We start from the raw sequence: 12,236 nt of genomic DNA, 5'->3' as shown, positions 1-12,236 counted from the left end.
CCTGTGAAAACAAAGACACTGTTCATATTCAGTGCCATTTTAACCCTATCGATATTTGCGCCAAATGAAACCTTCGCACAAACAGCAGGCAACTTGATTGAGCCGAAAATCATAAATGCAGAAACTGCACAATTCTCGACGAAGAAGCTAAGGAAGGTAGATCAGATGATAGAACGGGATATTGCAGCAGGATTTCCAGGCGCCGTTCTTGTGGTGGTGAAGGATGGACGCATCATAAAAAAAGCAGCATACGGCTACAGTAAAAAGTACGAAGGATCAGAACTGCTGCGCCGTCCGGCCAAAATGAAAACCCGCACGATGTTTGACTTAGCCTCAAATACAAAAATGTACGCAACAAATTTTGCATTGCAGCGCTTAGTCAGCCAAGGAAAACTTGACGTCTATGAAAAAGTTTCTGCATATTTGCCGGGTTTCAAGGATCAGCCGGGTGACCTCATAAAAGGAAAAGACAAGATACGTGTCATTGATGTCCTCCAGCACCAATCAGGGCTCCCATCAAGCTTTTACTTTTACACGCCGGAAAAAGCCGGCAAGTACTATTCCCAAGAACGGGACAAAACGATTGAATATTTGACGAAAATTCCGCTCGATTATCAAACCGGGACAAAACACGTATACAGTGACATTGGATATATGCTACTCGGATGTATTGTCGAAAAACTCACCGGCAAACCGCTTGATGTCTACACGGAGCAAGAGCTCTACAAACCGCTCAGGCTGAAGCATACCTTGTACAATCCGCTGCAAAAGGGCTTTAAACCGAAACAGTTCGCAGCTACTGAACGCATGGGCAATACACGTGACGGCGTTATTCAATTCCCTAACATCCGCACAAACACGCTGCAAGGAGAGGTGCATGACGAAAAAGCGTTTTACTCAATGGACGGCGTGTCTGGGCATGCCGGATTGTTCTCAAATGCAGATGATATGGCCATACTGCTGCAAGTCATGTTAAACAAAGGTTCATACCGAAACATTTCTTTATTTGATCAGAAAACAGCCGACCTGTTTACAGCACCTTCAGCAACAGATCCGACATTCGCTCTTGGCTGGAGGCGGAACGGAAGTAAAAGCATGGAATGGATGTTTGGCCCTCATGCCAGCGAAAATGCTTACGGGCATACCGGCTGGACGGGGACAGTTACAATTATTGATCCAGCATACAATTTAGGCATCGCATTGTTAACAAATAAAAAGCATACACCAGTTATTGATCCGGAAGAAAATCCGAACGTCTTTGAAGGTGACCAATTTCCAACAGGCAGTTATGGAAGTGTCATAACCGCGATTTATGAAGCGATGGAGTGAATGATTAGACGATAGGAGGAAGTTTCTATGAGACCTGTCTTTCCGCTTATCCTTTCAGCCGTTCTCTTTCTTTCATGCTTTTTCGGGGCCAGACAGACAGAAGCCTCTGCATCCAAACGTGCAATCGATGCCAATCAGATTGTCAATCGTATGTCGTTAGATGAAAAACTCGGCCAGATGCTGATGCCTGATTTTAGAAATTGGCAAAAGGAAGGCGAGTCCTCTCCGCAAGCCCTTACAAAAATGAATGATGAAGTCGCCAGCCTCGTCAAGAAATATCAATTCGGAGGCATCATCCTTTTTGCAGAAAATGTAAAAACAACAAAACAAACTGTCCAACTGACAGACGATTACCAAAAGGCAAGTCCAAAAATCCCGCTCATGCTGAGTATTGATCAGGAAGGCGGCATTGTAACGAGGTTAGGGGAGGGCACTAATTTCCCAGGGAATATGGCGCTGGGCGCAGCCAGAAGCAGAATCAATGCGTATCAGACCGGCAGCATCATCGGAAAAGAGCTCTCTGCCTTAGGCATCAATACAGATTTCAGCCCTGTCGTGGACATTAACAATAATCCTGATAATCCTGTAATCGGCGTACGGTCATTCAGCTCCAATCGAGAACTGACATCACGCCTCGGTTTATATACGATGAAAGGGTTGCAGCGGCAGGATATCGCGTCTGCCCTCAAACATTTCCCGGGACATGGAGACACGGACGTTGACAGCCATTATGGACTGCCGCTCGTTTCCCATGGCCAAGAACGGCTTCGTGAGGTCGAGCTTTATCCTTTTCAAAAAGCAATTGATGCTGGTGCTGATATGGTGATGACAGCCCATGTTCAGTTTCCCGCCTTTGATGACACCACTTACAAAAGCAAACTCGATGGATCGGACATTCTGGTTCCAGCTACACTTTCAAAAAAAGTGATGACAGGTCTTCTTCGTCAGGAAATGGGCTTTAATGGGGTCATCGTTACCGATGCGCTCAATATGAAGGCAATCGCAGATCATTTCGGACAGGAAGAGGCTGTGGTCATGGCCGTAAAAGCTGGTGTCGATATTGCATTAATGCCAGCCTCAGTCACTTCATTGAAAGAAGAACAGAAATTCGCACGTGTTATTCAAGCTTTGAAAGAAGCCGTGAAAAACGGGGATATTCCTGAACAACAAATCAACAATTCAGTTGAAAGAATCATTTCCCTGAAAATAAAACGCGGCATGTATCCAGCGCGAAACAGCGACAGTACAAAAGAAAAAATAGCCAAAGCCAAAAAAATCGTAGGAAGCAAGCAGCACCTGAAAGCAGAGAAAAAATTAGCTGAAAAAGCAGTAACTGTATTAAAAAATGAACAGCACACTTTGCCGTTCAAGCCTAAAAAAGGCAGCCGAATCTTAATTGTGGCACCTTACGAAGAACAAACTGCTTCAATCGAACAAACCATTCACGATCTCATCAAGCGAAAGAAAATCAAACCCGTATCCCTCAGCAAAATGAACTTTGCCAGCCAAGTATTTAAGACCGAGCATGAAAAACAAGTAAAAGAGGCTGATTATATCATTACCGGCTCCTATGTCGTCAAAAATGACCCTGTCGTCAACGACGGTGTCATCGACGACACAATATCAGATTCAAGCAAATGGGCCACCGTGTTTCCGAGAGCTGTCATGAAAGCCGCACTGCAGCACAACAAACCATTTGTCTTAATGAGCCTGCGCAACCCCTATGACGCAGCCAATTTCGAAGAAGCAAAAGCACTGATTGCAGTCTATGGCTTTAAAGGATACGCAAATGGCCGTTATCTTCAACCTAATATTCCGGCCGGAGTGATGGCGATATTCGGCCAGGCAAAACCTAAAGGCACACTTCCAGTTGACATTCCGTCAGTCACGAAACCAGGGAACACCCTTTACCCACTTGGCTACGGATTAAATATCAAAACGGGAAGACCGCTTTAATAAGGAGGGACACATGAGAAAAACAATATTCGCTTTTCTGACAGGGCTCATGATGTTCGGAACGATAACCGCTGCCTCTGCTTCACCCGATTCAAAGAATCAAACAGCTAAAAAACCTAAAGTCCAGACTGGGATAGACACGCTCTTGCCAGACTATAAAAAACAGCTCAAGGGAAAACGCATCGGACTGATCACCAATCCAGCCGGAGTAAACACATCTCTAAAAAGCAGTGTCGATATCCTTTACGAGAACCCGGATATCAAACTGACAGCTTTATTCGGCCCTGAACACGGCGTCCGCGGTGACGCCCAGGCTGGAGACGAAGTAGGCTCTTACATTGACGAAAAAACCGGGGTTCCCGTATACAGCCTCTACGGAAAAACGAAAAAACCGACTCCAGAAATGCTTAAAAATGTCGATATTCTAATGTTTGACATTCAGGATGTCGGGACCCGTTTCTACACGTACATTTATACAATGGCATACGCAATGGAAGCCGCTAAAGAAAACGGCATTCCATTTATGGTGCTGGACCGTCCGAATCCTCAAGGCGGGAATCATATTGAAGGACCAATCTTAGAACCTGAATACGCCTCATTTGTCGGATTGTATCCCATTCCATTGAAGCATGGGATGACGATAGGCGAATTGGCTTCACTGTTCAACAAAGAATTTAGTATTGATGCCGATCTTACAGTGGTAAAAATGAAACACTGGAAACGAAAAATGGATTTTGACGATACCCGATTGCCTTTCGTCCTCCCTTCGCCTAACATGCCGACGGTGGAAAGCACATTTGTTTATCCTGCAACCGGGCTGATTGAAGGAACAAATATATCCGAAGGGCGAGGGACAACAAAGCCATTCGAATTGATCGGAGCTCCCTTTATCAAAAGCACAGAACTTGAAGAAACATTAAACAGCCTCCATTTGCCGGGCGTTACATTTAGGGCAGCATCCTTCACACCGACGTTTTCTAAACATCAAGGAACGCTTTGCCACGGTGTGCAGCTCTATGTGACAGACAGAGATAAGTTTGAAGCCGTTAAAACGGGTCTTTCAGTCATTAAAACCATACACGATCTCTATCCTGAGGATTTTGAGTTCCTGTCAACAGGTTCATTCGATAAACTGGCAGGCAACGGCTGGATCAGGACAAAAATTGAAAATGGAACTTCGGTTGAGAACATCATAAACAGCTATGAAAAAACACTCCAACAATTCAGCAAAACAAGAAAAAAGTATCTCATTTATTAGAACATAAGCATCGTATGTTACACGTGTAACATATTCTTATTGAACGAAAGACCCTTACTTTTACACATAAGTAAGGGTTTTTTTCATGCTAAAAACCCACCCGCTTTATATAGGAAAACTTTCATTTATTTGGTACAATTTTTATTGAAAATGATTATCAATTGAAAGCTTCTGAAAAGGTGGTCTACTCGTGCAAAATGCAGTGATTTATCAACCAGTACAAATTGAATATCTAAAAAAGACAAGTGATCTCTTCTCAGAACAGCAATTAGCCGATTCATTCGTGCTGATTTTTCATTTAAAAGGAAACGGCTATATTTCGATCGGAACAAACACCAATCCTCTGCAAAAAAAGACACTTTATGTTTGTCCGCCTAACGAGACCTTTGGCTTTACGCCAGCAGCCGATGGACATATAGATGCCTGTATAATCAGGCTTCTAAGCTATATCAAGGAAACCGGGCAAGATATTTTCACACCGTGCACAGAATCGGAATTAGCCAAACTGAAGCTTATGAATGTTTCACATATCGAAAATCTTGCAGTCCGGCTTCAAGAGCTTGCCGCACTATGGAATGAATCGTCTCAGCTTTCTCAGCTAAAATGTGTGATTGAAGTACAAAGCCTGATTTATGATCTTTTTACTGCCAGTTTATCTGATCAAACGGATACACATTCAGCAATCGAAAAAACAAAACACTATATCGAAACCCATGCCGATACAAAAATCACGCTTGCCCAGCTGTCGCAAATGGCAGGAATCAGTGCCAAACACTACAGTGAAAGCTTTAAAAAATGGACAGGACAGAGCGTAACAGAATTTATTACGAAAACACGAATCACAAAGGCAAAACGGCTCATGGCAAAATCAAACTGCAAATTGAAAGAAATCGCACACCAAACCGGTTATCAAGATGAATTTTATTTCAGCAGAATCTTTAAAAAATATACAGGCTGTTCACCTACAAGCTATATGAAAAAACGCCGAAAGAAAATCGCCGCATACGGAAGGGGCACAATGGGCCATCTCATCCCTCTTCACCACATACCTTTTGCGGCCGCTCTGCATCCGAAATGGACGTCTTACTACTATCAGCATTATTCGACAGATATACCCGTCCAGCTCAGTGCATACCGGTTTAATGAAAAGTGGGAAGAAAACCTGTACACGTTATCACAGGCAGAACCAGATGTGATTGTCAGCATGGATTCTATTTCTCCAGAAGAACAAGATCGCCTGAATCGCATCGCAGAAGTCATGTACCTTCCTTCAGAAGAAAGCTGGAGAACCCACTTTCTGCAAACTGCCTCATTTTTAAAGGAGGAGTCCGAAGCAGAAAAGTGGCTAGCGGATTATGACCAGCAGACAACGGCCGCCAAAAAAACACTTCAGCACGTTCAAGGGCTGCGTTTTCTCTTTTTGAGGCTGCATAAGCAAAACTTCTATCTGGCTCATAACCGAAGTGTCCGCGAAGTTTTCTTTGGGGATTTAGGATTCAGCTCGGCAACAACGGCTGACACACCTTCAGAACAAGCGATTTCGTTAGAAAATATCGCAAATTACCAAGCTGACTGTATGATGCTTTTTCTTTTTAAAGAGCCGGAGACCATAGCTTACTACCAGCAATTACAGCAGACAGAAGCATGGCAAAACCTAAGCGCGGTACGAGATAACCGTGTTTATCTTCTATCCCTTGACCCGTGGAATGAATACTCAGCTTGCGGGCACGAACGCATCGTTCAGCAAACTGTTTCTTTACTATCCGGAGATTGTCCATGATAAATCAGGAATTTGTCCATGGTGTTATATCTGTTCATTCTCTATAATTCCAATTGATAATAGTTATCAATTGAACAGGAGGCTCTATAGATGAAAAAGATATCTCTTACCTTATTAATCTTACTTCTCGCGCTGACGGCGGCAGCTTGCGGCAGCAAAAATGAATCAACTGCCAGCAAGGCAAGCGGCACAGCATCTGAGAAGAAGAAAATTGAATACCTTGATAAAACATATGAAGTAACTGTACCGACAGACAAAATTGCCATTACGGGAAGCGTTGAATCAATGGAAGACGCGAAATTGCTTGACGTTCATCCGCAAGGCGCAATTTCATTCTCCGGCAAATTCCCTGATATGTTCAAAGACATCACTGATAAAGCCGAACCAACCGGAGAAAAAATGGAGCCAAATATTGAAAAGATTCTTGAAATGAAGCCAGATGTTATCCTTGCTTCAACAAAGTTTCCGGAAAAAACGCTGCAAAAAATCAGCACAGCAGGCACGACGATCCCAGTTTCTCATATCTCTTCAAACTGGAAGGAAAACATGATGCTTCTTGCCCAGCTGACTGGAAAAGAGAAAAAAGCAAAGAAAATTATTGCAGACTATGAACAGGATCTAAAAGAAATAAAAACAAAAATCAACGATAAAGCGAAAGATTCAAAAGCGCTTGTCATCAGAATCAGACAAGGCAACATTTACATTTACCCTGAACAGGTGTATTTCAACTCCACACTATACGGTGATTTAGGCCTTAAGGCGCCGAACGAAGTAAAGGCTGCAAAAGCGCAAGAGCTGAGTTCATTAGAAAAATTAAGTGAAATGAACCCGGACCATATTTTCGTCCAATTTTCTGATGATGAAAATGCAGACAAACCTGATGCCTTAAAAGATTTAGAGAAAAATCCAATCTGGAAAAGCCTTAAAGCAGTCAAAGAAGACCATGTGTATGTCAACTCAGTGGACCCTCTCGCACAAGGCGGCACAGCTTGGAGCAAAGTCCGTTTCCTGAAAGCGGCTGCTGAAAAATTGACACAAAACTAATTCAGAGTAGGTTTTTGTATGTATTCAAAACAGTGGACACGTATCATATTGATTACTTCTCCATTTGCTATAGCGCTGTCACTTTTGCTTTCAATCCTTTATGGGGCAAAGCATCTCAGCACAGATATTGTTTTTACATCTCTTATTCATTTCGATCCGGGAAACACAGACCATCAAATTATATGGCATTCCCGGATTCCAAGGGCTGCCGGCGCTCTGCTCATAGGGGCAGCCCTTGCTGTTTCTGGAGCGCTTATGCAGGGCATTACGCGCAATTATTTAGCTTCGCCATCCATTATGGGTGTTTCAGATGGTTCAGCGTTTATCATTACGCTTTGCATGGTTCTGCTCCCGCAATCATCTTCGATTGAAATGATGATATACTCTTTTATCGGCTCAGCGTTAGGAGCGGTGTTAGTATTCGGCCTTGCCGCCATGATGCCAAACGGATTTACCCCCGTGCAGCTCGCCATCATCGGCACAGTCACAAGCATGCTGCTCAGCAGCTTATCAGCGGCCATGTCGATTTATTTTCAAATTTCTCAGGATCTCAGTTTCTGGTACAGTGCCAGACTTCATCAAATGAGTCCAGATTTCCTGAAGCTTGCCGCTCCGTTTTTCCTGATTGGCATTATAATGGCCATTTCTCTCAGCAAAAAGGTAACCGCTGTATCATTAGGGGACGACATTTCTAAAAGCCTGGGGCAAAAGAAAAAAACCATTAAAATCATGGCGATGCTTTCCGTCATCATTCTAACCGGCAGTGCCGTAGCGCTGGCCGGAAAAATTGCGTTTGTCGGGTTGGTTGTTCCGCATATCACGAGATTTCTCGTCGGCTCTGATTACAGCAGGCTGATTCCGTGTTCCTGTATTTTGGGCGGAATCTTTTTAACCCTGTGTGATCTCGCAAGCAGATTTATCAACTATCCGTTTGAAACACCGATTGAGGTCGTAACATCCATTATCGGCGTACCTTTCTTCCTTTATTTAATTAAACGAAAAGGAGGGGAGCAAAATGGCTAAAAAATATGCATTGTTCATCGCTTTGATTCTTGTTGTCAGCTATTTCAGCTTAACGAGCGGATCATTTTCTGTTCGTCCTGCTGAGCTGCTCTCCACTCTTTTTCAAATCGACCCGAATCCGCAGTATGAAATTTTGCTGTTCGATTTAAGACTGCCGCGGGTTGTCATGGCTGCTATTATTGGACTCGGTCTTGGCATTGCAGGCGCTGTTATCCAGGCCATCACGAGAAACGGGCTTGCTGACCCTGGAATTCTCGGAATCAACGCAGGGGCAGGAGCTGGCATTGTAGCGTTTATGCTCTTATTCCAAGGCCAGAAGGAAGTGACATCCATAGCTGCAGCGATGGGAATGCCGCTCTTTGGATTGATAGGCGGGCTCATCGCGGCGATCCTGATTTACATATTTGCATGGCACAGAGGCAATTTAGATTCAGGAAGAATTATTTTGGTAGGGATTGCGATCAATTCAGGATTCAGCGCCCTGTCTTTGTTTTTATCTTTAAAAATGGACCCGCAAGACTATCAAATGGCCATGGTGTGGAAAAACGGAAGCATCTGGTCTGCCAACTGGACGTATATTACAGCTGTACTCCCATGGATGCTGCTGTTTATACCGATTCTTATCGGCAAATCCCGCCTGCTCGACACCATTCGTTTTGATGAAGACACAGTCAGAAGCCTCGGTATTTCATCAAATAAAGAAAAAACCATCCTTCTCGTTGCCTGTGTAGCAATCATCAGCGCCTGTGTCTCCGTAGCGGGAAGTATGGCGTTTGTCGGCTTAATTGCTCCCCATATCTCACGGAGACTGGCTGGCGTCGAACATCGCTATATCCTGCCACTGAGCGGTTTAATCGGGATGCTTCTTGTGATAAGCGCAGACTTTGCCGGAAAACTGTTTTTTCAGCCCGCAGAAGTGCCCGCAGGCATCATTTTGGCGATCCTCGGAGTTCCTTATTTCTTATATCTGCTTTTCAAGCAAAAAAAGGGGGAGAATGCTTGAAAGGATCTCTTTCAGAACACAAAGCCGGCAACAGGAGGTTCACGCTGTACCTCCCTCCTTCCTACAGCACAGACAGCGGGGGATTTCCTGCTGTTTACGTGCAGGATGGCAGTTCTTTGTTCCAAAACCAAATCGAATTACTAGAAAGCGCCTTTCAACAGCAAAGGCTCCCTGAACTCGTGCTGATCGGTATCGAACCCGAAAACCGGCTTGATGAATACACCCCATGGCCGGCTGCATCACTCAGTGATCGGTTCACGGACTTCGGCGGAATGGGATATCACTATCTGTCTGATATAACGAACCAGTTCATTCCGCTAATCGAAGAAAACTGGAACGTCACCAGGGAACCGCAGTCAAGAGGAATGATCGGTGCCTCATTAGGCGGCCTCATCTCAATGTTCGCCATATTAAAATATCCGTCAATGTTCGGGAAAATAGGCTCTATATCAGGTTCATACTGGTACGAGAACGCAGCGGAAACCATTCATATATCTTCTTTAAAGCCCGGCACTGCACGTGTTTTCATGTCTATCGGGAGTGAAGAAGGCCGTGAAAAACAATCCATTCAGCGACATATGCTGAAAAAAACAAAGCAAGTTCATCAAAGTCTAAAAGAAAAAGGCTTCACTGAAGACCAGTTGTGTCTTTCAATTGAAAAAGGAGCGGTGCACCACCACAAGTATTTCTGCAAACAGTTCATCAACGCGCTCGAATGGCTATACGGAAAAAACCGCTCAACCCTATGAGCGGTTTTTTTATGCCTTCTGCAACATTGGTTTTAATTCAAAACGATTCAGCATATAGCCAAACAAAGCAGCCAATATCTGCTGAAACAGCATGCCGATCACAACAGGAACGGCAACCTGAGACGGGAAGAACGTAACGGCAAGAACTGCGCCGGCACTAATATTCCTCATGCCTCCCGTAAATATAAGAGAGACTATTTCCTCTTGCCGCCTTTTCATCATTTTTCCGATCAGCCAAGCAGCGGCATAACCTGTTAACGCGATAAAGAATACCGTTACAGCTATTCCTGCAAATCTCAAATCAATGGATTTGAAATAAGGAGCAATCGCTGAACTGTTAATCGCAATCACTGCCATCAAGCAAAGCTTTGAAAAAGGCGACAGCGCACTGCTCACAAACGCAGTTCTTTCTGGAGATGACATCTGATTAAACAGCATGCCCAAAAAAGAAGGAATCACGACCATTACAATCAGACCTTTCATCATTCCCCACACATCCATGTGAACCTGAGCGCCGGCCAGCAATGAAAGACTCAGCGGTACGATTAGCGGTGACAGCACAGTATCAACTAAAATAATCGAAAGTGTCAAACCGACATTCCCTTTGTACATCGCTGCCCAAATCAAGCTTGTAATCCCCGTAGGAATCACAACAGCCAATGTTAAACCGGTAATCGTCAAAGGATCACCTTTAAATATAAGATGGCCGCTGCCCCAAGCAAAAAGCGGCATGAAAATATGAAGAACGAATAGTGCAAGAATCATAGGGAGAGGATGAGACAATGCATGTCTCAAAGATTGAAAGTTCGCGCTCAAACTGCCTGCAAACGTAATAAAAGCAAAGATCCAAGGCACAGCCCATTCATACCCATTTAAAAACTGAGACAGCAGCACGCCCAGCACCACACTAGTCGGCGTTAACAGCGGCATCACTCTCCCCAATACACGGTTCAGCTTCTGAAGCATCATATGCAAGTCCCCTATTTAAAATTTCTCTTCTCTCTATTATATCAATGCTGCTTAAGTGTATGTTATATAAAAAAGCCCAGATCTCATTCATCTGGGCTTCTCTATTTTATGCCATCTGTTTCATTAGAGATTTACTCGCTTTATTCAAACCTTTTAACTCAGCTTCAATGCCTTGTTCCTTAAACTTCGCAACAATCTTATCAAGTGCGGCCGCACCAGAATCGTCCCATACGTGAGCTTCAGTTAAGTCAATCACAACCCGCTCAATATCCTCTTGATATATAAACGCATTCGTAAGATCAGTCACTGACGCAAAAAAGATTTGCCCCTTCACTTGATACGTTCTAAGCTTTTGATCCTCTGCATGAGAAACGATTTTCAGCTTCGAGATTTTTGCTACAAAGAACACGGCACTTAAAAGAACACCGACAAATACACCCTTAGATAAGTCATCCGTCACAACAACCGTAACCACAGTCACAACCATGACAATCGAGTCCGTGAGCGGCGCTTTTTTGAGACCTTTTAAAGAAGACCAATCAAAAGTGCCGACAGACACCATAACCATTACAGCTACTAACGCCGCCATTGGGATTTTCACCACGACATGACTTAACACCGCAATTAAAAACATCAGAAAAGCACCGGCAACAAATGCTGACAAACGTCCGCGACCGCCCGCTTTTGTATTAATGACAGATTGTCCGATCATAGCGCAGCCTGCCATTCCGCCAAAGAATCCAGTCACGATATTCGCAATTCCCTGTCCGCGGCTCTCTTTATTTTTATCACTATCCGTATCCGTCATTTCATCAATAATCTGTGCTGTCAGCAAAGATTCAAGCAACCCGACAAACGCTAAAGCAATTGAATAAGGAAAAATAATTTGCAGTGTTTCAAAGGTAAACGGAACATCAGGGATTAAGAAATGAGGCAATGAACTAGAAATATTGCCCATATCACCAACCGTCCGCACATCCACATGGAAAGTGACCGCAATAATTGTCATCACAATAATCGCCACAAGCGGAGACGGAACAGCAGTCGTAAACCTTGGCAGCACATAAATAATAACCAACGACCCGGCAAGCATCGCATACATGCTCCAAGAAGCACCTTCAAACT

10 protein-coding genes (1 of these 10 only partly in view) are annotated in these 12,236 nt (G+C 44.0%); 8 read left to right on the top strand and 2 right to left on the bottom strand.

What is annotated here, in order from left to right; genetic code table 11:
• The first annotated feature begins 3 nt into the window (after positions 1 to 3).
• From amiE to eesA, 8 genes are all read left to right on the top strand, one after another.
• Positions 4 to 1,329, top strand: a complete 1,326-nt coding sequence (gene amiE / locus BSU_01670) for an amidase hydrolyzing N-acetylmuramyl-L-Ala bond of MurNAc peptides (RefSeq protein NP_388048.2) — start codon at positions 4 to 6, stop codon at positions 1,327 to 1,329.
• Between the two features lie 27 nt (positions 1,330 to 1,356).
• Positions 1,357 to 3,285 (top strand): N-acetylglucosaminidase lipoprotein, encoded by a 1,929-nt coding sequence (gene nagZ / locus BSU_01660; protein ID NP_388047.1) that lies wholly within the window; start codon positions 1,357 to 1,359, stop codon positions 3,283 to 3,285.
• Positions 3,286 to 3,298: 13 nt separating this feature from the next.
• On the top strand, positions 3,299 to 4,543 hold the full coding sequence (gene ybbC, locus BSU_01650; RefSeq protein NP_388046.1) for a hypothetical protein: 1,245 nt from the start codon (positions 3,299 to 3,301) through the stop codon (positions 4,541 to 4,543).
• A gap of 190 nt (positions 4,544 to 4,733) precedes the next feature.
• Complete coding sequence (btr, locus tag BSU_01640; RefSeq protein NP_388045.1) at positions 4,734 to 6,323, top strand: transcriptional activator (AraC/XylS family) of synthesis and uptake of the siderophore bacillibactin; 1,590 nt, start codon at positions 4,734 to 4,736, stop codon at positions 6,321 to 6,323.
• A 90-nt stretch (positions 6,324 to 6,413) separates the two neighbouring features.
• Complete coding sequence (gene feuA, locus BSU_01630; protein NP_388044.1) at positions 6,414 to 7,367, top strand: ferri-bacillibactin-binding lipoprotein; 954 nt, start codon at positions 6,414 to 6,416, stop codon at positions 7,365 to 7,367.
• Positions 7,368 to 7,385: 18 nt separating this feature from the next.
• Positions 7,386 to 8,390 (top strand): ferri-bacillibactin permease, encoded by a 1,005-nt coding sequence (feuB, locus tag BSU_01620; RefSeq protein ID NP_388043.1) that lies wholly within the window; start codon positions 7,386 to 7,388, stop codon positions 8,388 to 8,390.
• Complete coding sequence (gene feuC / locus BSU_01610) at positions 8,383 to 9,393, top strand: iron-uptake protein (RefSeq protein ID NP_388042.2); 1,011 nt, start codon at positions 8,383 to 8,385, stop codon at positions 9,391 to 9,393. The genes feuB and feuC overlap by 8 nt, the downstream gene beginning before the upstream one ends.
• Positions 9,390 to 10,142: an iron-chelator (enterobactin family) esterase gene (gene eesA, locus BSU_01600; protein NP_388041.2), complete on the top strand. Its 753-nt coding sequence runs from the start codon at positions 9,390 to 9,392 to the stop codon at positions 10,140 to 10,142. The genes feuC and eesA overlap by 4 nt, the downstream gene beginning before the upstream one ends.
• A 9-nt stretch (positions 10,143 to 10,151) precedes the next feature.
• Here eesA and ybaS read toward each other — a convergent pair whose 3' ends face one another.
• Together ybaS and ybaR are read right to left on the bottom strand one after the other, a co-directional pair.
• The gene (gene ybaS / locus BSU_01590) at positions 10,152 to 11,072 is read right to left on the bottom strand and encodes a putative sodium dependent transporter (RefSeq protein NP_388040.2); all 921 of its coding nucleotides are present in this window, start codon (positions 11,070 to 11,072) and stop codon (positions 10,152 to 10,154) included.
• 145 nt (positions 11,073 to 11,217) lie between these two features.
• Positions 11,218 to 12,236 carry the 3' portion of a putative permease gene (gene ybaR, locus BSU_01580; protein ID NP_388039.1) on the bottom strand. It continues 418 nt past the right edge of the window, so 1,019 of the gene's 1,437 nt are visible here — the last part of the coding sequence; its start codon lies off the right edge, out of view — the gene reads right to left on this strand; its stop codon occupies positions 11,218 to 11,220.

This window comes from Bacillus subtilis subsp. subtilis str. 168, from assembly GCF_000009045.1.
Lineage (GTDB): Bacteria > Bacillota > Bacilli > Bacillales > Bacillaceae > Bacillus > Bacillus subtilis.
This window is presented reverse-complemented; position numbering and strand designations above follow the sequence as displayed.

Bases quoted from the DNA above. Each gene is read 5' to 3' on its own strand.
- ybaS (NP_388040.2), bottom strand. From the start codon at position 11,072: ATGCCGCTGTTAACGCCGACTAGTGTGGTGCTGGGCGTGCTGCTGTCT.
- feuB (NP_388043.1), top strand. From the start codon at position 7,386: ATGTATTCAAAACAGTGGACACGTATCATATTGATTACTTCTCCATTT.
- ybbC (NP_388046.1), top strand. From the start codon at position 3,299: ATGAGAAAAACAATATTCGCTTTTCTGACAGGGCTCATGATGTTCGGA.
- feuA (NP_388044.1), top strand. From the start codon at position 6,414: ATGAAAAAGATATCTCTTACCTTATTAATCTTACTTCTCGCGCTGACG.
- nagZ (NP_388047.1), top strand. From the start codon at position 1,357: ATGAGACCTGTCTTTCCGCTTATCCTTTCAGCCGTTCTCTTTCTTTCA.
- feuC (NP_388042.2), top strand. From the start codon at position 8,383: ATGGCTAAAAAATATGCATTGTTCATCGCTTTGATTCTTGTTGTCAGC.